We start from the raw sequence: 20,720 nt of genomic DNA on the forward strand, positions 1-20,720 counted from the left end.
TTTAGATGAAAAATCCATTCTTTGCTTCTTGTTTTGTTTCTTTTTTATAATTCGGTAACAGTTGCAGTGATGATAGTTTATCAAAGATGTTTTGTGTTTCTTGATAATCCGTAGAATTATGGGCTGTTTTCTTGTCAAAATCATTGCAAAATCATTTTTTTATGCCTAAATTTGCAATGGAATGAAATAATCATTGATGAGATGAAAACACCTGAAAACAAACAAGTGAATCAGAAATACAGCAAGGATTTCATGATTTTAGCCCTCTTGGTAGGACTTGTTATGCTTACAGCTCATGTCTATGATATGGCTCCTGCACTGATACCTACCCATTTCGGGCTGAACCTTTCAAGTCCAATGGGGTATGGGCCTAAGTCATCTTTGCTGGTTGTTGCAGTTATAGGCATTTGCTTTGGCTTGGCAGGTGTCGCCGCAGGGCATAGCAAGAACCTGCCAATTCGCATCAACGGACTCTCTATGCACAAGATGAATGAGGTTCAGAAAGAGGCTCTAAGGCAGCTTGTCTATCGCTTTACGGTCTGCATCATCCTCTTGTGTGCGTGCGTAGTCATGCTGCTTGTGCCTGTTGTTTTGCCGCGTGTGGCAGTCACAGTACTGTTTATTCTGCTGTTTGCCTGGCTTTTATACAGTGCTGTGAACGCCTCTTTCAAGATACGGAGAATGCGCTGAAACGACAGGTCTTGTTCTATTATGCGTTGTGCTTGATAAGGATATAAACTGCAGAAACAATCATCACGAAGCCTATGCCGACACACCATGTCATGGGTTCTCCAAAGACAAGGATGCCGATAGCCATGGCCGTGAGAGGTTCGAAAGCACCAAGTGTGGCCACACTCGTGCTGTCTATGTTCTTCATTGCCATGACAAGGGTTACGTTACTGATAGTCGTTGGGATGAAACCTAATAATAATAGGTAGAAAAATACGTTGATATTGCCGATCGGTTGGATATATCCCGTGGTGAACAATGAATATAAAGCAAGCAGCATCATAGCCATTAGAAAGACAAAGAAGTTGGTTTTCAGACTGCCCATATTCTTGATTTTCATGTTCGGATAGGCCACCATATAAATTGCATATAGTAGTCCTGAAGAGAGTTCAAGCAGCAATCCGACACTTGATTTCACGTCGAAGCCATTCGTGATAATGCCTGACAGCATGGCAACACCAGCCACGGCAAGCATTATGGAGAGCGCAATGGGGAGCGTAAGTCGATGATGAGAGAAGATGATTTCAAGGATTGCTGTGAATACGGGGTAGGAGAAAAGCAGCGTTGTTGCCACACCGCTCGGCAGATAATTATAGCCGTTGACAAGGCAAATGGCTGAAACGGCGTAGAGCAGTGCCATGAAACTGAGCCGTAATCCCTCACCGAAAGTGAGTCGAAGTGACTTTCCGTTATAGATGAGTATTATCATCATCAACAGGCAAGCGAAGCCAAAACGATAGACAAGCAGGGAAGAAATCTGCATGCCTGCAGCCAAGACAGGAATGCTGAAGAGGGGAATTGTCCCGAAAGTTGCCGAAGAAATGATGGCTTCGATATAGCCTTTTAGCTTTGAGTTTTGCATCATGAGTCGTTGAGATCTTATGTAGCGTAAATCAATAAAGCAGCAGTAATCCAGCAAAAGCTGCATAACCAATCATTCGGATGGGGTTGATGCCGATGATTTTCGTACCTACAAAGGTCACAACGAAAAGGGCAATGCTTATCCAAAAAGTCCAAGGATCAGCGGGAGTAGAGAAGTTTTCGGGCGTCATCAGCAACAATGTTGCTGCTGCCAACAGGCCAACGATAGCCGGACGAAGCCCAAGAAAGATGCTCTGAACAGCTGTTGTCTGCATGTATTTCATGAACATCTTACTGATAAGTATCATTAATATGAACGAAGGAAGCACCAAAGCAAAGGTTGCAGTGACCGAACCGAGAATGGCAATTGGTTCAGAATAGCCTGCATGATGAACGGCACTGTAGCCGCAATAGGTAGCCGAGTTGATACCAACAGGGCCGGGTGTCATCTGACTGATAGCGATAACATTGGTAAATTCACTGGTAGTGAGCCAATGAAATCGGGTGACTACCATGCTCTGGATTAACGAAATCATGGCGTATCCGCCACCGAAACCGAATAAACCAATTTCAAAAAATGCGATGAAAAGCTGTAGAAAAACCATTGTCTGATATCGTTTATTCTGTTGGTTTGATATATTTGCCGTAGATATAGCCACCAAATGCCGCTGCAACAATCACCCAAATAGGGTTCACTCCAAGCAGCCATATGGCCAAAGCCCCTGCAATCGGTATCCAACAATTGGCCAAATTGATGTGTGTATCCTTAGCCAAAGTAAATGTTGGTGCTGCTATTAAGGCCACCACAGCAGGGCGAATGCCGGCAAACATCGCAGCAACAACCGAATTGTTTTGAAACTGATGGAAGAACATCGCAATGAGAAGAATGATGATAAAAGAGGGTAGGGTAGCTCCCAAGGCTGTGCAGATTGCACCTGGAATCTTCTTGATTTTGTAGCCAATAAAGGTGCTGATGTTGATTGCAAAGACGCCGGGACAGGTCTGGGCAATGGCGAGTAGGTCGATGAACTCGTCCTTGCTGACCCATTTGTTGCGGCGAACGACGTCCTCTTCTATCATGGGAATCATGGCATAGCCACCTCCGAAGGTGACTATGCCAATCTTGAAGAATGTCTTGAATAGGTTTATATACATTCTTGTTTTCGTGTTATCAATTTTAATTGTTTGTCTTTTCTTCAATCCATTTGCGTGCATTGACAAAGGCTTCTATCCAAGGTGTCACTTCATCTTGCTTGCGATTGCGCGGATAGTAAGCATTCTGCCAAGGGAAGATCGCACGTTCCGGATGTGGCATCATAGCCAAATGACGACCGTCTTTAGAGCAAATGCCGGCCACATTATAGTCTGATCCGTTTGGATTTCCTGGGTATTCAGCATAGTTGTACTTGGCAACTACGTTGTAATGGTCCTCCGGTTCGGGCAGATAGAAGCGCCCTTCACCATGTGCAACCCATATCCCGAGCTTGCTTCCGCTAAGACTATGCAGCATGATACTCTCGTTCTGAGGGATAGTTAAGCCGAGGAATGAACTCTCAAACTTCTTGGAATTGTTGTGGCATAAATGGCTTCTGTGCGTGTGTTCAGGGTTGATGAGATTGAGTTCTATCATCAACTGACAACCATTACAGATGCCAAGACTGAGCGTATCTTGACGTGCATAGAACTTCTCCAGCGCCTCTTTTGCCTTCTGATTATATAGGAATGCGCCTGCCCAACCCTTTGCACTGCCGAGTACATCGCTATTGGAGAAACCGCCACAGAACACAATGAAGTTCACATCTTCAAGCGTTTCGCGTCCACTGATGAGGTCAGTCATCATGACATCCTTAACATCAAAGCCCGCTAAATAAAGCGTATAAGCCATTTCTCGCTCTCCATTGGTTCCCTTTTCGCGTATGATTGCGGCCTTTACGCCTGAAGGTTGACGCTGGCCTACAGTCAAACCATAGCTTTCCAAAGTGCCTTTGAAGTAGCTGTTGAACTGTAATTCAATCGCTTGCTTCTTGTAGTTGGTGAAGCGTTTCTTTGCCATTCCGTTGAAACTCTGGTCGCGATCGAGCAGATATGAAGTCTTGAACCATGTGTCGCGCAGTGTATCAATGTCGAATTCATGCACAATCTCATCCTTCTTTACAGTTATCTTGCGATTGTTTGGCGTAGGATAACCAATCTTTGCAAAGCCTATTCCTGCATCTTCAAGATATTCCAAGAGCTCTGCCTTGTGTGTATCGCTCACTTGAATAACGACACCTGGGTTCTCTGCAAACAGCATTTTAACGAGGTCATTGCCTGCAATATCGTGCAGATTGATGTTCAACCCGCCCGCTTTATTGGCGAAAGTCATCTCCAACAAGGTGGTAATCAGACCACCGGCACTGATATCATGTCCTGCCATTACCCACCCGCGGCGGATTAACTCCTGTACGGCGTTGAAGCAATCTACGAAGTATTCGGGGTTCTTTACTGTCGGAACGTCGCTGCCTACTTTGCCCAAACTCTGTGCAAAGGCGCTACCTCCGAGATGTTGCTCGTCAAAACTGAAGTCAATATGGTAGAGACTGGAGTTCTTGTCATTGATAATTACAGGGCTTACTACCTTTTTTACGTCGCTCACTTCACCTCCTGCGCTGACGATTACAGTGCCGGGAGCAATGATTTTCTCACCATTTGGATATTGTTGTGAAAGAGAAAGCGAGTCTTTTCCAGTCGGAACATTCACATGAATGGCACAACAGAAGTCGCTTAATGCCTCAACTGCTGCGTAAAGGCGGGCATCTTCGCCCTTTTGTGAACGGCAGGGCCACATCCAGTTGGCGCTTAAACTGACACTGTCAAGGCCTTCTTCCAATGGCGCCCACACGAGATTGGTCAGTGACTCGGCTACAGAGAGCACGCTTCCTGCCTTTGGATCGGCCAACCCTGCTTGCGGAGCATGCCCCATAGCAGTGGCAATACCCTTCTCTCCACGGTAATCCAAGGCCACAACTCCACAGTCGGAAAGTGGCAATTGAATTTCACCTTGTCCCTGTTGGCGGGCAATCTTTCCCGTAACAGAACGGTCAACTTTGTTTGTCAACCAGTCTTTGCAGGCCACAGCTTCTAATTGAAGCACGCGATTCAGATAGTTGTCGAGGTGATCTTCGCTATACTTGACATCATCATATCGGCGTTCTACGGTCTCATCTACCATGACAGTCTTCGGCGTATGGCCAAACATCTGTGCCACATCCAAGTCGAATGGCTTCACACCATCAGCCTGCTTGAAACAGAAATGTGCATCACCTGTCGTCTCACCGACCACATACATCGGCGCACGTTCACGCTCGGCAATCTTCTGAACATGGTCTAAATACTTCTCATCAATGAGCAATCCCATGCGTTCCTGGCTTTCATTGGCAATGATTTCCTTTGCCGAAAGGGTCTTGTCTCCAATCGGAAGCTTGGCCATGTCAATCTCTCCACCACATTCTTCAACCAATTCTGAAAGGCAATTCAAGTGGCCTGCACTGCCATGGTCATGAATGCTGACAACAGGATTTTCGTCTTCTTCAACCAAAGCACGCACGAGGTTATAGGCTCGTTTCTGCATTTCGGGATTGGCACGCTGTATGGCATTCAGTTCAATTCCATTGCTGTAGCGACCTGTATCCACAGAAGAAACGCTGCCACCACCTAAACCTATGCGGTAATTATCACCTCCTACAACGACAATCTTATTGCCTTTCTGTGGCTCTTTCTTCAGACAATCGCGCTTCTTTCCATAGCCCACACCGCCTGCAAGCATGATAACTTTGTCGTAAGCATACTTTTCTTGGTTCTCCTGATGCTCGAAAGTGAGCACCGATCCGCAAATTAAAGGCTGACCAAACTTGTTTCCAAAGTCGCTCGCTCCATTGGAAGCCTTGATCAATATCTGTTCAGGACTCTGGTAAAGCCACTTTCTGACAGGCATGATATCTTCCCAATCGCGCTCCACATCGGGCTTTCCTTGTTCGTCTTTCAGACGCGGATAAGCCGTCATATAACAGGCTGTGCCGGCTATTGGCCATGAACCTGTGCCACCACCCATGCGGTCACGTATCTCACCTCCGGTTCCTGTGGCAGCTCCGTTGAAGGGTTCTACAGTCGTTGGAAAGTTATGTGTTTCGGCTTTCAGCGAGATAACGCTCTCTATTTCCTTGACTTTGAAATAGTCACTTGTGCTCTGGTCGGCCGGTGCAAACTGCTCAATGACCGGGCCTTGGGCAAAAGCTACGTTGTCTTTATAGGCAGAAAGAATCTTATTGGGGTTCTCCTTGGTGGTCTTTTTAATCATGTTGAAAAGCGAAGACTCCTTTTCTTTGCCGTCAATTACAAACTGACCACCGAATATTTTGTGGCGACAATGCTCTGAATTTATCTGTGCAAAGCCGAATATTTCAGAGTCGGTGAGCGGTCTTCCATTCTCTTTTTCCAGTTTATGAAGATATGAAATTTCATCCTTACTCAATGCAAGTCCTTCTTCTTCATTGTATTTTTCAAGGTCGTCCACGTATTGAATGGGCTCGGCTTCATGGTTTACCGTGAAGATGTCCTGACCGATACCGTTGTACATGCGCTGCAACATCGGGTCGTGTTCTGCGTCTTCCGAGTCAACGGGGAAATACTCTTCAATACGCAAAATGCCGTCAAGACTCATGTTTTGAGTAATCTCAACGGCATTCGTACTCCATGGAGTAATCATTTCGCGACGTGGCCCTACGAAGAAACCCGTAAGTTCTTGAGCCTCTTCAAGCGTTGCATCGCCATAAAGCCAGCTAAGTTTACTGATTTCATCTGGATTGAGCTGATGGTCAACTTCAGTCGCAATCACACTCTTTGATTGAGTTCTGAAAAAAAGAATCATACTTTTCTATAATTAAAAATAGGTAATATAATCTGTTGTGCAAAGTTAATGTAAATCGCTCATAAATCAAAATAAAAGTGATGTTTTTATTGAAGGATAGGGTAAAGACCAATCTGATAAATTCTCCTATGTAAGTTGTTTGTCTTTCAGCAGCACAGTCTTTCCTGTCTTTTTGAAGGGAAATAGTAAACGGCACCATTGAACTGACACCCTGTTTCGCTTGTAGTTTTCTTCTGGTTTTGTAAATATTGTTCCCCTGTTTTTAACACTTCCAGAACACACCAAATAGAAAAGAAAAGCTGCTCTCAATGCTTTTACGAAGTCATTTCTTGGTTTCTGCATTCCTGTTTCTGTCTCTTTGTCTTGTCATCTCAGTCACTTTACCGTGCTTTCTGAGTCAAAACACACAGTCATCTCATGCGAATTGCAAGGCAATTTGACGCAAAAGGCAAGGCTTTTCTGCGTGATTTCACCTCTTTATTTGCTTCGAATTTCATAATAGCTTGATAGACAGAGTGTTGCAAACTATTAAAAAACAGCACGTATTTGGACCGAAGATGTCTTTCATTTCAAATACGCGAGTATAGCGAAGGCTTTTGTAAAGTTTCTTGGGGAAATACAAATTATACCTTCTTATATGCAATTATATGAGACGATTTGCAGCCTTTTTGTTAACATTCGGATAGGAAATACCGGATAAGGCGACAGACTTTCCGCATTCAAATGTATGTAGAAAAGTTTGATTCAGCCGGCAAACTCGGCAGTTTCTCCTTGAGGTTGCGCCGTCGAAAGGCCGTCTATCTCTTTCAATACGCCTTTCAACAGATACGTTGCATTTTGATTTCGTGCTACGCCTGGCGTGATTTTATAGGAATAGGTAACTGCCGTTCCGAGTTCAATCTCAAAGCAATAGTTGCTGAAATGGCGGGGATATTCGTTTGCAAGCTTTGAAAGTTCAAGGTCGTGTGTGGCGATAAGGCCCGTAACGGGTAATTTGCAGATGTTCTCCAAGAAGAGTCTTGAGCCGTTGAGCTTGTCGAGTGAATTCGTCCCTTTCAGTATTTCGTCGAGGATAATGAGTGTAGACGGACTTTCGGCAGGCTTCCCTTGGACATAAACAGGGTGTTTGCAGAAGCGTATGAGCTGTTGCAAGCGTCGCAGTTCGGCGTTGAAATACGAGATGCCTCCTGCCAGATCATCCGTCGTGCGCATGCTGCTGAAGAGGTTGAATGAGGAGGTTCGCATTCGTTTTGCAAACACCGGAGCACCGTTTCTGGCCAGAATATAGTTGATACCTATGGTTCTTAGGAACGTACTTTTACCTGCCATGTTCGCTCCGGTCACAATGGTATAACTGCCATTTTCAATCGAAAAGTCGTTCTTGACGGCTTTTGTTCCGAGGAAAGGATGATAGATTTCCTCTGCTTCAAAACAGACCTTCTGTTCTGTCGTGACTTCTGCTGTGGTGGTTTCCGGGTGATTATAGGCGAAACGTCCCCACGAAACGAGGGCGTCAATATGGCTTAATGCCTTGACTTGAGCGGCAATTTGTGCTTTAAAATCATGTTCCCAACGCAAGTATTCGCGTATGAGGAAGTAGTCGTTCAGCCCAAATGTGTCGATAATCATCAGTCCTAAGATGTTTCCCCTGCGGTCAAGTCGGTTGATGATACTTGTCAATAGTGCAGCCTGTTGGCGGGCATTGCGCAGCGTGTCGACCTCTTTCTGCAGGGAAAGTGGCAGGTCGTGCAGGCTGACACATTGCTTGATGAGTTGTTGAAAGCCCTCTGCCTCGCGATGAATTTTGGCAGTTCGCTTGGCAATATTACGGGTTGCAGCGTTGCAGGCAAGGTAGACGATGAAGAATTGCAGGGTGGCATAGAAGACAGGGACATTGCCTTCGATGAGTCCGAAGAGTGAAAGAATGATGAGTAAAGGCAGCAGGCAGAGCATCAGAGAGGCCACAATGAGCGACCAACGCGTGGAGAACCACCTTGGACATGATGCTTTCGAAAGCTCGTTTTGCAAGGCGAGCATGGCCAAGGTGTCAATGGTTTGCCCTTCTCCCAAGGCTTGAAAGTTGTCCATGAAGCTGACTTGGTGGCTCATATAATGGATTTCCTTGGGCTGAAACTGTATCTCTTCAAATGAAAGATTGCGTGCCAACAAAGCTTTTCCGCCTGTGGTCACCGTGCGGTTGAGGCGTGCAAAGAGTGAGTTTTGCCCGAAAACATCGAGGTCAAAGGTAAAAGGATGATGATAATCCATGAAGTCTTGTCCGCTGTCAAAGGCTGAATAGTTGCCTTCAATGGCTTCTAATTCGTGCGTATAGACGGCAAGTAGTTGCTCTGTCTGCTTGATAGTGCTTGCGTTTTTGTTGTCGAAAAAGCGCGTAAATAGGTATGCTGAAAGGCAAATCACAGCCATCAGAAGGCCTGATTTGCTCCATGCTGTCATGGCAAAAACGGCAATCGAGGCAACGATAAGCATGAAAAGGGCTATTTCACCCACGATAAAATAACGGTTGTAACGTTTCAGTCGGCTGATGACAGCGGTCATCTTGGCCTTTTGTTCAAGGTAGTGTTTTTGATTTTCCATCGTTTTCAGTTGTCGGATTTGGGTCCGGTGTGTATTTCTCAACAGCCTCATGAGCCTTTTTCATGACTTTACCTGATAGTTTACTGCGTTTTTCAAGAAACCACAGAAAGTTCATTCCGGAGGGTGATGTCGGCTTGAGAAGCGGATCTTTACTGATGACCGTAGACGCGTTTACAGGGTTGGAACTCATGATACTGGGGGCTTTTGCCGTGATAACGACCGTGTTAATCGTGATAGCTTTAGGCAAGAGCAACACCGTGTCCTTTATATTGGTCAGATTTAATGTGCGGTTTACGTAGCTGTTATGCGAGAAAGTGACGCTCCGCGAAGCCCTGTCAGTAATGGTATAATGGCCTTGTCGGTCGGTCATATACATTTTGTTGGTGTTCGTGTAGACTTTAACGCCTGCTAAAGGTTGGCGAGTTTCCATGTCAAGAACCACGCCGTTACGTTGCGCCATGCCCTGAATGGCTGTCAGAATCAGTAGGAGTGTAAGAAAGAAATACCTGATTTTCATTTTCCGTTCTTGTTACTTGATAGAAGATTTCAACCTTTTCTGCAAAGATAAATATAAAATATTGAAGGCCATAAAAGCTTCCCCGAGTTTATGTTTTCTTATCTTTTTTTGAATTTTTGATGCACGATGAAAGGGAGAGAAGATAGAGTTGATGAGCAAAGCTGAAAGTCAATGGCTGTCAAGGTTAGGCATCAGGGGTGATGTTCGTTAAATAACACAAAAACCGGTAAACTTATTTCGTTTTTCAATATCTAAGGTGTATATTTGCAATATCGAATAAATGGATTATCAATTAAAAAGAGAGGAATATGAAAAAAAACGTATTTTTACTTACAATGGTGGCCGGAGTGCTTCTCATAAGCAGTTGTGCCAGCAAGAAAGATCTGGAGAACTGTCAGAATGAAAACCGCGAATTGACTGCCAATTATCAGAACACGAAGGAAGAACTTGCTGCGAGCAAGGCACGCGTTGCAAGTCTTGAAGAGCAGTTGGCGCAGCAAAAGAAGAATGTTGCAGCATTGCAAAACGCTCTCGATAAGAGTCTTGTGAATGCTAATGCCAATAACATCAATATCTCAAAGCTGGTAGATCAGATCAACGAAAGCAATCAGTATATCCGCCATTTGGTTGAGGTGAAGAGTAAGAGTGACTCTCTCAACATGGTACTTACCAATAACTTGACCCGCTCGTTGAGTCGGGAAGAGATGAAAGAAGTTGATATTAAGGTGCTCAAGGGAGTTGTCTATATCTCTTTGGCCGATAACATGCTCTATAAGAGTGGCAGTTATGAGATCAATGATCGTGCCGAAGAAACGCTTAGAAAGATAGCTAAGATCATCATGGATTATAAGGATTATGACGTACTTATTGAGGGAAATACTGACAATGTGCCTGTCAATACGAAGTCAGCGGCAATGAAGAACATCCGCAACAATTGGGATCTCTCTGCTTTGCGCGCTTCTTCTGTTGTGCAATATCTGCAGGATCGCTTTGGGGTTGCACCGAAACGACTCACTGCCGGAGGCCGAGGAGAATACAATCCTGTTGCTTCCAATGACACGGAATTGGGCAAACAGCGCAACCGCCGTACCCAGATTATCATCACTCCGAAGCTCGATCAGTTCATGGATTTGATTGATAAAGCACCTGAAGAGAAGAAGTAAACCCTGTATTGAGATTTGAATATAAAAAGGAGCAAAGTTGAAACATCAGCTTTGCTCTTTTGTTTTATCCTTTTGTATGGTTTTAATGATGTTCTGTCTGCAGGCAAGTATAACTTTGATAGAAGCTTGCTGCAAGTAAAATTTCCCTCTTTTGGGGAGGGCAGTAGGGGATGTTCTCGCCCTATAGTAACGGACTCAGCAACCTCACAATGCTTTCCCAAAGTCGTAAGAAGAAAGAACGATGTGTGAAATCACGTATTTCTTCGATGTCAACACAATCCTTTTCATCTTTCAAATAGATTTCCTTGATGCGTAAAGCCATGTCTTTATCATAGAAGAAAACATTGCATTCGAAGTTGTTCTCAAAACTTCTGAAGTCGATGTTCGTACTGCCACAAGTGCAGAGATGATCATCACTTACCATCAGTTTTGAATGATTGAAGCCTGCTTTATAAAGGAAAACCTTGGCTCCCGCCTCTACAATCTCACCCAAATATGACTTGCATGCCCACTCCACAAGCTTGGCGTCGCCGTGCATGGGGATTATCAGTCGCACGTCAACTCCCGACAAAGCAGCTGTCCGAATGGCGAAAAGTATGGGTTCGGTAGGCAGGAAATAGGGCGTTTCCATATACACATAATGCTTCGCTTCAATAAGAATGCGCACATAACCTTGCATGATGTCAGGCCATGGTTGAATGGGACTGCTCGTTACAATCTGCGCCAGACAGTTGTTTCTTTCAATGTGTGTATTCTCCGGATAATAGCGGTGGTCGGCCAGCAATGTGCGTGCAACGAAGTACCAATCTATCAGGAATGCACGCTGCATGGAATAGACAACGCTACCTGTGATGCGCATATGGGTGTCGCGCCAAGGCTGTCCTTTAGTGCCTTTTACATAGCGCATAGCGATGTTCATGCCACCGATGAAGCCTGTTTCTCCGTCGATAACGCATATCTTTCGATGGTTACGATAGTTCACCTTGCTTGTCAAAGCCGGGAAACGCACGGGAATAAAGGGCTTCACTTCTATTCCTTCGCGCTTCATTCTATTGAAGAATTTGTCGCGAACATTCCAACAACCTACGTCGTCATAGATAATCCTAACCTCAACCCCTTGCCTCACTTTGTCAATCAACGCATCAGCAATGAGCATGCCGAGCGGGTCGTCATCAAAGATATAAGTATCGATATGGATGTGGTCTTGTGCCCTTCCGATAGTGCGGAGCAGCGCAAGAAAGAAATCACTTCCATGGGTGTAGATGTCTGCATTGTTGTCTTTGAAAGGCAAAGCCATGCTCTGATTGGCAAAAAGATGCATCAACTGGCGTGCGTTTTCAGGCAGATGCAGGTTGCGTTGTTCCGTGAATTCAAGCATACTTCGCTTCGTCAGTTCGTCCAAACTGTGCTGACTGATGAAGTGTTGTCTGCGGTAATTCTGTCCAAAGAAGATATAAATGATGATGCCTACTATCGGGATGAAAGAAAGCACCATGAGCCAAGCTACAGTCTTTGCAGGCTGCCGATTGTCCATCAGAACGGCTATCATGGCCAGTATGACACTGATAGTGTAGATGCTTACTATAATCCAATGCAGATAAGACATTTATTGAAAACCAATCATTTTGTGGGTTTGCAGACTCAGACGCCACTTGGGATGTGACGCTATATAACGGATACAAGCCTGCGTAATGGCCCTGTTCTGAACGTCGTTGCCCACGTCACAGGGTTGCAGATAATAGTAGTCGGCCTCAATTCCGAGGTCATCAACAGGTTTTTGTCCGTCGAAAATGCACTTCAGTTCGTTGCATTCGGTAACAACGACATGCTCTTTCGGCGATATGGTCAGCCAGTCGAGATTGGGCGGGGGCACGTTTGTTCCGTTGGATTCCATGGCTACATAGAAGTCTTCGGCATGCAAGGCATCAATCAGTTTGCTGTCGACTTGCAGCGTGGGTTCGCCTCCGGTGAGCACCACGAAGCCTGCCGTTTTCCATTCTCTGACAGCATCAACGATAGCCTCGGCCGTCATTTCGTGATACAATTTGAAATCAGTATCACAGAAACTGCACTTCAAGTTGCATCCGCTGAAACGGATAAACACTGCTGCACGGCCCGTGTTTCGGCCTTCGCCTTGCAGTGAGTAGAAGATTTCATTGACCTTATACGTCTTCTTCATACGTGGCTATATTTCCATCACTTTCCTGCACAGTGGCCTTATAGCAGGTAGGAATCTGCTCGGTTATCCAGCGTGCAATGTTCTCGGCTGTAGGGTTGAAAGGCAGCACTTTGTTGATATCGGCATGGTCAAGTCGGCCATGAATGAGGCGCTTTACTTCTGAAAAGTCAGCCACCATGCCGTCTTTGTTGAGCTCACGTGCCTTGCAGAACACCGTGATGTGCCAGTTATGACCATGCACATTGCTGCATTTACTCTTGTAAGAGAGGGTCAGATGGTGTGAGGCTGATACCTCGAAACTCTTTTGTATGTAATACATATCCTGTTCTTTTCGGTTAGTCTATACGATAATATTATTGCCCAACTGCTTTGCAAGCGCATTGCGTATGGCCGTCATTTCCTTATATTCGGTCATGAGTGGCATGAGATTGTCAGCCGAAGCCTTGGCAATTTGCTGCTTTAATTCGCGCAGATGCTTCTCAACATACTCCATTCTGAAGTCGAGCATCAAGTGAATGGCACGGTTTCGAAGGCTCTCATTGTCGCTCTTCACTTGCTGACTTTCAGACAGTTTGAACCGTTCTTCGGTCATATGGATAGCTAATTGGCTGATATGAATGTCGTGATGATGCACGAAATAAGGTTCAGTGTCGAACGAACGGTCGTGTCCTTTCTCCACAACTTCTTTCAAAATCTGATTGTAGACAGGGCTTTCGAACGACAAACCATCGGCAGAAAGACAGTAATCAAAGTATTCGGCAATCGATAATTGCAGTGGTTTCCCGTCGCTATCCTCTATGTTCTCGAAGACAACTCGATTGCCATGCTTGATAATCATCTGCAACATGAGCTGCTCTGCCTTGGATTCTATGTTTGCTTGGCTTTGAGATTGAATAGCGCTTTGATTGGCTTGAAGAGGCTGTGGGCCCGTAGCTGTGGGCTGAACTGCCGTAGGAGTCATCGAGCCCGTGGCCTTTCTGTCACGTATCATGTTGTTCATCTGGGTGATAAGTGTGGCTTCATTGATGCCGATACGCTGTGAACAGTCGTGCAGATAGGTATCGCGGAGGATGGGATTCTGCACCATCGAGATGCTCGTGACAATGGAGTTGATAGCCTCCGAGCGCTTCAAGGGGTCGGTTTCATTGTCAAGCAGCAAGGCCGTCTTAAAGCGGATGAAGTCTGTGGCATGTTGTTCGATATAGTCTTTGAACTCTTCTGCCGTGTGTTTTCGTGCGAAACTGTCGGGATCATCATTGTCGGGAAGCAGCAGCACTTTAAGGTTCATGCCCTCTTGAAGCAGCATGTCTGTACCGCGAAGTGCCGCATGAATGCCTGCCGCATCACCGTCATAGAGCAACGTTATGTTGGCGGTGAAGCGGTGAAGTGTATGTATCTGGTGAATGCTCAAGGCCGTTCCGGAGTTTGCAACGACGTTTTCAATGCCGCACTGGTGCATGGAAATCACATCCGTGTAGCCTTCAACCATGTAGACACGGTCTGCTTTTGCAATCGCTTTCTTGGCCTGATAGATGCCGTAAAGCTCATGATCTTTGTGATAGATGTCACTGTCTGGCGAGTTGACATACTTCTGATTGACGCCTTTTGTGCGTGCATCGAGCACGCGACCCCCAAAGCCAACCACCTTGCCGCTTATGCCTATCCAAGGAAAGATGACGCGACCTGAATAGCGATCAACTAATTCTCCGCGCTCATTTCGATAGCAAATGCCGGTCTTCAGCAGGTATTCGTCTTGGAAACCCTTTTGCCGTGCCGTACGTCCGAGCGTCAAACGGTCGGGTAAGTCAAAGCCTAATTTGAACTTTCTGATAATATCATCGCGGAAGCCTCGCGTGCGGAAGTATTGCATCCCAATAGCCACGCCGTCGACATTGTTATGGAGTATGTCTTCAAAATAGCCGGAAGCCCACTCGTTGATGATGAACATGCTTTCGCGTTCGCTTTGCTCTCGTTTCTCATCATCGGTCAGTTCGCGTTCCTTTATCTCTATATGATACTTGTTAGCTAACCAGCGAAGCGCCTCGGGATAGGTCATTTGCTCATGCTCCATGATGAAACTTATGGGATTTCCTCCTTTGCCACAGCCGAAACAATGACAGGTTCCACGGGCCGGAGAAACATAGAAAGACGGTGTCTTCTCATTGTGGAAAGGGCATAATCCCTTATAGTTACTGCCACTTTTTCGCAGCGTAACAAACTCGGAAACAACGTCAACGATGTTTGCAGCGTCTTTGATTCGCTCAACTGTTAGTCTGTCAATCATAGATAAGGCAAAGTTAATAAAAAACGTTGAAACCGCAAAGCGTGGTGCATAACAAAAGAAAATATAATCTCATCAAGGTTTTGTTGCCATGTTTTTCAGATTATCATACTTCTTTACAAAAGCCTTTTCAGGAAGGGCCTTGCCGAAAAATAAAATGCAGGTGGCTTCAAATACGCGAGTTTTAAGGCTTTTAAGCAAAGGCTTGAACATTAGAGATTTAACTCAAGAAAAGCTTTCTTGGAGTTTGTTTTCGTTGTAATTGGGTGCTGATTTGACGCAAATTGTTGGCTGATTTGAGGCAAGTTACACTTCATTTTGACGCATCTTGGCTTACGAAATGCACCATATTGCGGCGTGTTTTGACGCAAATGGCGTGATAAGTCGATTGCTATGGGCAGATGAATAGCTGCAAATGAGTGCAAAATGGGCACTTATGTGACTTCTGTTTTCCTGGAAGGTGTTTCTGAAAGTGGGTGTTTTTTTACGATTTATCTTTACAAAAAGGATTGGATTTTCAAGGAGTAGTGCGGGCTGTTGTTTGTAAATTCACTCACATTTCGGCCTTCATGAACTCATGTTCTTCGTCTTTCGGGATTGCAGCATGCTGTCTGCGGTTTTGCAAAGTGGGAGAAATCATAGAGAAAAAGGATGCTTTTTGTGGTTTCGGCACTGTTTTTGCTGTGTATGACAGCGTATTAATCGTATTGGGATAATAAAGATATGAGAGCAAATATTAAGCGCAATGAACAGCGAAGAGTTGTTGTCGTAGGAGGTGGTCTGGGGGGACTGAAAATGGTTTCGAGTCTCCGTGACACAGACTATCAGGTGGTGTTGGTAGACAAGAACAATTATAATCAGTTTCCACCGCTGATTTATCAGGTGGCTTCGGCTGGTTTGGAGCCGAGCAATATATCGTTTCCTTTTCGTAGATTGTTTCAGGGATGGAAGAACTTTTTCTTTCGAATGGCCGAGGTTGAGCATATTGATACCGAGGAGAAAGCCATTCGCACATCCATCGGAACGATACACTATGACGACTTGGTGCTGGCTGCCGGTGCAACAACCAATTTCTTTGGAAACAAGAATATCGAGGCTTCAGCGTTGCCGATGAAGTCGGTTAGTGAGGCTATGCGGCTGCGCAACACGATTTTGCAGAACCTTGAAAGGGCTGAAACTGAAGACAATGAAGCTTGCAGGCAAGCGTTGATGAACATAGCAATCGTAGGAGGCGGCCCGTCTGGTGTAGAGATTGCCGGTGCATTGGCTGAGATGAAGCGCACCATTCTACCCCGTGATTATCCCGATCTTGATACTTCTTGCATGCGCATCTATCTCATCAATGCAGCTCCACGCCTTTTAGGTGCCATGGCAGAAAAGTCTTCTCGTGAGGCAGAGAAAGCCTTGAAAGAACTCGGAGTGGAGATAATGGCCGGATGTATGGTGACAGATTATGTAGATCATGAATTGATTTTGAAGGATGGAAGTCATCTTCCTGTGGAGACAGTGATATGGGTGAGCGGTATTCGTGCTAACCATATAGACGGTATTCCGACAGATAGTATCGGACGTGGTGGCCGCATCATAACGGATCGTTTCAATCGGGTTAAGGGAATGGAGAATGTCTATGCCATTGGCGATCAATGCTTGATAGAAGGTGATAAGGCCTATCCGCAGGGACATCCACAGTTGGCTCAGGTGGCAATGCAACAGGCAGAGAACTTGGCAATGAACCTGAAACGGCAGGATAAAAACGAGCAGGAGCATCCCTTTTCTTATAGAAATTTAGGCACAATGGCAACCATTGGGCGCAAAAAGGCCGTTGTAGAGATTGGTAGATTGAAGTTTGGAGGCTTCTTTGCCTGGCTTCTCTGGTTGGTTGTTCACTTGCGTTCTATTCTTGGAGTAAGGAATAAAACGATTGTGTTTCTCAATTGGATGTGGAGTTATTTCAATTATAAACAGAGCCTTCGATTGATATTAAAGGCGAAACGCTGATAGCAGTAGCTGTTGAAATGAGGCCGTGAGTCCTTGGTTTCTGATATTGGGATGTCTGTCTAAAGATAGAAGCCAAGGACGCTGTTGACTTGTGTCATTTGATATTCTTCATTTTATGTCAACTCACTTGCATGGGATTGAAGTGATAGTTATAAGCTTCAAGCCCTATTATTCATAGCCTATTGCACGCAAAAACGGGAACCCTTGAATAAGGATTCCCGTTTTGGGGTGGAGGGTGGGACTCGAACCCACGACATTCAGAACCACAATCTGACGCTCTAACCAACTGAACTACATCCACCATGTAATGCGTTTGCTATTGTTGTTTAGCGGGTGCAAAGGTATGAGAAAAGTTTGGATTGACCAAACTTTTCCCTTGTTTTTTTGCTGTTTTTTTATTTGGCAGGTGTTTGAGGAGCCTGTGGTACCTGCTGACTTGCCCCAAATCCCTGGGTATTTGTTGGGTTGGTGGTCTGTGTTTCGGTTGCACTCTTCTCCATAACGCTTTGTTCTGTTGCTGCCTGTGGTGCTACATAAGCACATGCAACACTAAGGATTACCATTGAAACAGCGAGCGCCCATGTTGCTTTTTCTACCACATTGGTCGTCTTGCGAACGCCCATAATGGCATTTGATGATGAGAAGTTTGAGGCCAAACCACCACCTTTTGATTCTTGAATAAGTACGACAAGCACCATCAAAATGGCTGCTAATACGATCAATACAACGAATAATGTGTAAATCATTTCCCTTATTTTTTGTTTTTATTATTTATTATCAATTTCTCCAAGAAACGTATTTGGTCTGCAAAGTAAGCATTTTTTTTTGGATTATTCAAATTTAAACGCTTAATAATTTCCAATGCCTTTGCATATCGTCCCTGTTTGACATAGATGCGAGCCAGCGTTTCTGTGAAATAATTTTCATCGCCTTCGTTCTCTTCTTGGAGTTGTAGTTCAGGCTCAAGTGAGAGTGTTGGTGTCGGCGTTTCTGTTTCAATATCTTCTATCTGATAGCTTATGGCGTAGTTCTTTGTCAGTTCTTCATTCGTATCTTCTTCTGTTCTGAGGTTGAAACCGCCGTCTTCAATGAAGTTGTCTATCAGAGTTGTTGTGCGGTCCTGGGCCTTCTGCTGGCGTTGTTCCTGTTCTTCTTCCTCTTCAAGGTTAAGTAGATAGGAGACGTAGTCCACGGTTGCATCGGCTGGAGTGGGGCGGCGGGTTTTGTCCTTAGCTTCTTCTTCTGTGCCTTCGGGAATGGAATCGAGGAAGCTGTCAATGAGTTTCGTTGTGCGATCTCCGTTCTCGGCCGTTGTCTCGTGTAGCTTCCTTTGGGTTGAAGTAGATTTGTCTGCATGCACTTTATAATGGGCAGCCTCAATCATATTGAAGAGAATGCGTCGGTCGGTGATGCAAATAGCAGCTTTGCGCAGCTCTTCATCGAATGCAGGATCATGCAGAATGTAAAGGTTTTGCAGCATCAGTATGCGTGCCGTTTGATAGTAGGGGTGGAGTGCAATGAAACTACGGAGATCGTAAAGGGTCTCGCGATCCATGTATTCGGGATGCAGTATAAGGCGCTTAATGTCCATCTTTTATTACCAATTGGCTACAGTTGCATTGAAAATTTGGTCGACAATATCCTTTATCATCTGTGTAACGAGTTCCTCTTGAACGGAATTCAAGCTTCTGGCAGACTCGTAACTGGCAGTCGATGTAAACTGTTTCTCGATGAATTCCGGGCGGTTTTTGGGATTGGTAATCCTCACATTGACAGTCATAGAGAGTTCTGTCTGGGCCGAAGTTCCATTACTTGTCACCGACTTATTGCGCTGGTTGTATTGCGTAATCTCTCCTTCTATCTTTATATCTCCATTGCGTTTCACCAGAATTAGTTTCGTATGATCGGCAAATTGATCTTTCAATCGGTTGTTGAAAAGAGGCCCCATAGGTCCCCATACATAGCTGGAACGAATGGGAAAATCGGCAATCTGTATTGTCTTTGTCTTGCTGTAGTCGATGCTGGCGCCATTGAACTTGTAGCCTTTGAAGGCACATGAGCTTATCAGTATAAGCAGACTGACTGCCAATATGTATTTCAGTTTCTTCATTTTCGTGGGAGTTGATGACGTCAAATAGATTTATCTAATCCGTATTGCTTGATACGTCGGTAGAGCGTACGGTCTGAAATACCCAATTCCTGTGCTGCTTTCTTGCGATTTCCACCATTGCGTTCCAGGGCTTTCTCTACCATCTGACGCCCTAAGTCATTGAGGTTCAAGCTTTCGGGTTCACGTATTTCCTCGGCAATAACATCGTAGGCAGCAGGTTGTGTTTGCTGACTTGGTGTACTGATGATACCATAAGGATTTTTATTCTCACCGCGTATAAGCGCTGTTTCCTGTGGAGAAGCGAGCGATTGACTTTGAAAACCCTGTGCACCGGATAGCGAACGGGTCTCGTCAAGCTGCTTTTTCAGCATGTTCATGTCGCGTTTTAAGTCGCTGACATTGCCTCGGAGTTCATACAATATCTTATATAGTATCTCGCGTTCTGTTTCGTAAGAGTGCTCTCCTGGCTTCGAAATGGTGGCCAACTGCGTACTTTCCGTATCCTTTGGAATAAAGTGTAACAAGGCTTCTGCATTGATTTCGCGCTGTTCACTGAGTACCGACATCTGCTCTGTGATGTTCTTTAACTGGCGAATATTACCCGGCCATTTGTATTGCATGAGTAATTGTTTGGCCTCATCTGTAAGCGTAATCTTTGGAAGATGATACTTTTCAGCCATCTGCATGGCGAAAAGACGGAACAAAAGTACGATGTCTTCGCCCCTATCTCGCAAGGGAGGCATCTGCACGGGAATAGTATTCAGACGGTAAAATAGGTCTTCACGAAACCTGCCTTCACTGACAGCCTTGCGCATGTTGACGTTTGTTGCAGCCACGATACGCACATTTGTCTTCCTGATTTCCTGTCCTCCAACACGAATATACTCACCCGTTTCGAGCACACGGAGCAGTCGTGCCTGTGTAGCAAGTGGCAGTTCGCCCACTTCATCAAGGAAAATCGTACCCTTATTTGCTGTTCCAAAGTAGCCTTCGCTTTCTCCAATAGCTCCTGTGAACGAGCCTTTCTCGTGGCCAAACAGTTCACTGTCAATCGTTCCTTCAGGGATAGAACCGCAGTTAATGGCAAAATATCTCTCGCGACGGCGGGGAGAATTGTCGTGAATAACACGTGGAATAATCTCTTTGCCGACGCCACTTTCACCTACAACCAATACAGATAGGTCGGTTGGGGCTACCTGCAGGGCTATGTCTAAAGCTCTGTTTAGCCCATCACTATTGCCTACAATGTTGTAGCGTTGCTTTATTTTTTGCAGTTCAGAAGTATTCATTGGATGACAAAATTACATATTTTATTCCATAATCCTGCTAATTTGGCAGACTTTTTATATGTTTTTAGGGCAGCGATTACCGTGCAGTG

General features: G+C 45.1%; 17 protein-coding genes and 1 tRNA gene. 3 read left to right on the forward strand and 15 right to left on the reverse strand.

The annotated features are described in order from the left end of the window. The first annotated feature begins 201 nt into the window (after window positions 1-201). Complete coding sequence (locus tag EL210_RS13070; protein WP_018921043.1) at window positions 202-690, forward strand: SdpI family protein; 489 nt, start codon at window positions 202-204, stop codon at window positions 688-690. Between the two features lie 19 nt (window positions 691-709). Here EL210_RS13070 and EL210_RS13075 read toward each other — a convergent pair whose 3' ends face one another. The 6 genes from EL210_RS13075 to EL210_RS13100 all read right to left on the reverse strand — a co-directional run bounded on the left by EL210_RS13075 (window position 710) and on the right by EL210_RS13100 (window position 9,611). After that, window positions 710-1,594 carry a DMT family transporter gene (locus EL210_RS13075; protein ID WP_018921042.1) on the reverse strand — a complete coding sequence of 295 codons (885 nt, stop codon included), beginning with the start codon at window positions 1,592-1,594 and terminating at the stop codon, window positions 710-712. A gap of 28 nt (window positions 1,595-1,622) precedes the next feature. Next, complete coding sequence (locus EL210_RS13080) at window positions 1,623-2,195, reverse strand: chromate transporter (protein WP_026285995.1); 573 nt, start codon at window positions 2,193-2,195, stop codon at window positions 1,623-1,625. Window positions 2,196-2,208: 13 nt separating this feature from the next. Continuing rightward, the gene (locus EL210_RS13085; protein ID WP_039873990.1) at window positions 2,209-2,745 is read right to left on the reverse strand and encodes a chromate transporter; all 537 of its coding nucleotides are present in this window, start codon (window positions 2,743-2,745) and stop codon (window positions 2,209-2,211) included. A 22-nt stretch (window positions 2,746-2,767) separates the two neighbouring features. After that, window positions 2,768-6,496, reverse strand: coding sequence for a phosphoribosylformylglycinamidine synthase (gene purL, locus EL210_RS13090; RefSeq protein ID WP_018921039.1), 3,729 nt, complete (start codon window positions 6,494-6,496; stop codon window positions 2,768-2,770). A gap of 744 nt (window positions 6,497-7,240) precedes the next feature. After that, window positions 7,241-9,094 carry a MutS-related protein gene (locus EL210_RS13095; protein ID WP_018921038.1) on the reverse strand — a complete coding sequence of 618 codons (1,854 nt, stop codon included), beginning with the start codon at window positions 9,092-9,094 and terminating at the stop codon, window positions 7,241-7,243. Next, on the reverse strand, window positions 9,069-9,611 hold the full coding sequence (locus EL210_RS13100) for a carboxypeptidase-like regulatory domain-containing protein (RefSeq protein WP_018921037.1): 543 nt from the start codon (window positions 9,609-9,611) through the stop codon (window positions 9,069-9,071). The genes EL210_RS13095 and EL210_RS13100 overlap by 26 nt, the downstream gene beginning before the upstream one ends. Before the next feature lie 308 nt (window positions 9,612-9,919). Here EL210_RS13100 and EL210_RS13105 point away from each other — a divergent pair, with 308 nt between their 5' ends. Continuing rightward, on the forward strand, window positions 9,920-10,774 hold the full coding sequence (locus EL210_RS13105; RefSeq protein ID WP_004375616.1) for an OmpA/MotB family protein: 855 nt from the start codon (window positions 9,920-9,922) through the stop codon (window positions 10,772-10,774). Window positions 10,775-10,955: 181 nt separating this feature from the next. Here EL210_RS13105 and cls read toward each other — a convergent pair whose 3' ends face one another. Genes cls through dnaG form a run of 4 tightly spaced genes read right to left on the reverse strand, consistent with a single transcriptional unit; the run spans window position 10,956 to window position 15,237 of the window. Then, on the reverse strand, window positions 10,956-12,380 hold the full coding sequence (cls, locus tag EL210_RS13110) for a cardiolipin synthase (protein ID WP_018921035.1): 1,425 nt from the start codon (window positions 12,378-12,380) through the stop codon (window positions 10,956-10,958). After that, window positions 12,381-12,953 carry a 7-carboxy-7-deazaguanine synthase QueE gene (locus tag EL210_RS13115; RefSeq protein WP_018921034.1) on the reverse strand — a complete coding sequence of 191 codons (573 nt, stop codon included), beginning with the start codon at window positions 12,951-12,953 and terminating at the stop codon, window positions 12,381-12,383. Then, a complete protein-coding gene (locus EL210_RS13120; protein WP_018921033.1) occupies window positions 12,937-13,272 on the reverse strand; it encodes a 6-pyruvoyl trahydropterin synthase family protein in 336 nt (111 codons plus the stop codon). Before EL210_RS13120 ends, EL210_RS13115 begins: the two co-directional genes overlap by 17 nt. 21 nt (window positions 13,273-13,293) lie before the next feature. Next, window positions 13,294-15,237 carry a DNA primase gene (dnaG, locus tag EL210_RS13125; protein WP_018921032.1) on the reverse strand — a complete coding sequence of 648 codons (1,944 nt, stop codon included), beginning with the start codon at window positions 15,235-15,237 and terminating at the stop codon, window positions 13,294-13,296. 720 nt (window positions 15,238-15,957) lie between these two features. On the opposite strand from dnaG, the gene EL210_RS13130 reads away from it, so the two are divergent. Next, window positions 15,958-17,232, forward strand: coding sequence for an NAD(P)/FAD-dependent oxidoreductase (locus tag EL210_RS13130; RefSeq protein WP_018921030.1), 1,275 nt, complete (start codon window positions 15,958-15,960; stop codon window positions 17,230-17,232). A 224-nt stretch (window positions 17,233-17,456) separates the two neighbouring features. On the opposite strand, the gene EL210_RS13135 is transcribed toward EL210_RS13130, so the two are convergent. The 5 genes from EL210_RS13135 to EL210_RS13155 all read right to left on the reverse strand — a co-directional run bounded on the left by EL210_RS13135 (window position 17,457) and on the right by EL210_RS13155 (window position 20,631). Further along, a tRNA-His gene (locus tag EL210_RS13135) sits at window positions 17,457-17,533 on the reverse strand. Window positions 17,534-17,627: 94 nt separating this feature from the next. Further along, window positions 17,628-17,978 carry a preprotein translocase subunit SecG gene (gene secG, locus EL210_RS13140; RefSeq protein ID WP_004375603.1) on the reverse strand — a complete coding sequence of 117 codons (351 nt, stop codon included), beginning with the start codon at window positions 17,976-17,978 and terminating at the stop codon, window positions 17,628-17,630. A 5-nt stretch (window positions 17,979-17,983) separates the two neighbouring features. After that, window positions 17,984-18,823: a hypothetical protein gene (locus EL210_RS13145; RefSeq protein ID WP_018921029.1), complete on the reverse strand. Its 840-nt coding sequence runs from the start codon at window positions 18,821-18,823 to the stop codon at window positions 17,984-17,986. A 6-nt stretch (window positions 18,824-18,829) separates the two neighbouring features. After that, window positions 18,830-19,342, reverse strand: coding sequence for an LptE family protein (locus EL210_RS13150; protein WP_018921028.1), 513 nt, complete (start codon window positions 19,340-19,342; stop codon window positions 18,830-18,832). Between the two features lie 20 nt (window positions 19,343-19,362). Further along, the gene (locus EL210_RS13155) at window positions 19,363-20,631 is read right to left on the reverse strand and encodes a sigma-54 interaction domain-containing protein (protein WP_018921027.1); all 1,269 of its coding nucleotides are present in this window, start codon (window positions 20,629-20,631) and stop codon (window positions 19,363-19,365) included. Window positions 20,632-20,720 lie beyond the last annotated feature (89 nt).

This window comes from Segatella oris (assembly GCF_900637655.1).
Classification (GTDB): Bacteria; Bacteroidota; Bacteroidia; order Bacteroidales; family Bacteroidaceae; genus Prevotella; species Prevotella oris.

Bases quoted from the DNA above. Each gene is read 5' to 3' on its own strand.
- EL210_RS13070 (WP_018921043.1), top strand. From the start codon at position 202: ATGAAAACACCTGAAAACAAACAAGTGAATCAGAAATACAGCAAGGAT.
- EL210_RS13075 (WP_018921042.1), bottom strand. From the start codon at position 1,594: ATGATGCAAAACTCAAAGCTAAAAGGCTATATCGAAGCCATCATTTCT.
- EL210_RS13080 (WP_026285995.1), bottom strand. From the start codon at position 2,195: ATGGTTTTTCTACAGCTTTTCATCGCATTTTTTGAAATTGGTTTATTC.
- EL210_RS13085 (WP_039873990.1), bottom strand. From the start codon at position 2,745: ATGTATATAAACCTATTCAAGACATTCTTCAAGATTGGCATAGTCACC.
- purL (WP_018921039.1), bottom strand. From the start codon at position 6,496: ATGATTCTTTTTTTCAGAACTCAATCAAAGAGTGTGATTGCGACTGAA.
- EL210_RS13095 (WP_018921038.1), bottom strand. From the start codon at position 9,094: ATGGAAAATCAAAAACACTACCTTGAACAAAAGGCCAAGATGACCGCT.
- EL210_RS13100 (WP_018921037.1), bottom strand. From the start codon at position 9,611: ATGAAAATCAGGTATTTCTTTCTTACACTCCTACTGATTCTGACAGCC.
- EL210_RS13105 (WP_004375616.1), top strand. From the start codon at position 9,920: ATGAAAAAAAACGTATTTTTACTTACAATGGTGGCCGGAGTGCTTCTC.
- cls (WP_018921035.1), bottom strand. From the start codon at position 12,380: ATGTCTTATCTGCATTGGATTATAGTAAGCATCTACACTATCAGTGTC.
- EL210_RS13115 (WP_018921034.1), bottom strand. From the start codon at position 12,953: ATGAAGAAGACGTATAAGGTCAATGAAATCTTCTACTCACTGCAAGGC.
- EL210_RS13120 (WP_018921033.1), bottom strand. From the start codon at position 13,272: ATGTATTACATACAAAAGAGTTTCGAGGTATCAGCCTCACACCATCTG.
- dnaG (WP_018921032.1), bottom strand. From the start codon at position 15,237: ATGATTGACAGACTAACAGTTGAGCGAATCAAAGACGCTGCAAACATC.
- EL210_RS13130 (WP_018921030.1), top strand. From the start codon at position 15,958: ATGAGAGCAAATATTAAGCGCAATGAACAGCGAAGAGTTGTTGTCGTA.
- secG (WP_004375603.1), bottom strand. From the start codon at position 17,978: ATGATTTACACATTATTCGTTGTATTGATCGTATTAGCAGCCATTTTG.
- EL210_RS13145 (WP_018921029.1), bottom strand. From the start codon at position 18,823: ATGGACATTAAGCGCCTTATACTGCATCCCGAATACATGGATCGCGAG.
- EL210_RS13150 (WP_018921028.1), bottom strand. From the start codon at position 19,342: ATGAAGAAACTGAAATACATATTGGCAGTCAGTCTGCTTATACTGATA.
- EL210_RS13155 (WP_018921027.1), bottom strand. From the start codon at position 20,631: ATGAATACTTCTGAACTGCAAAAAATAAAGCAACGCTACAACATTGTA.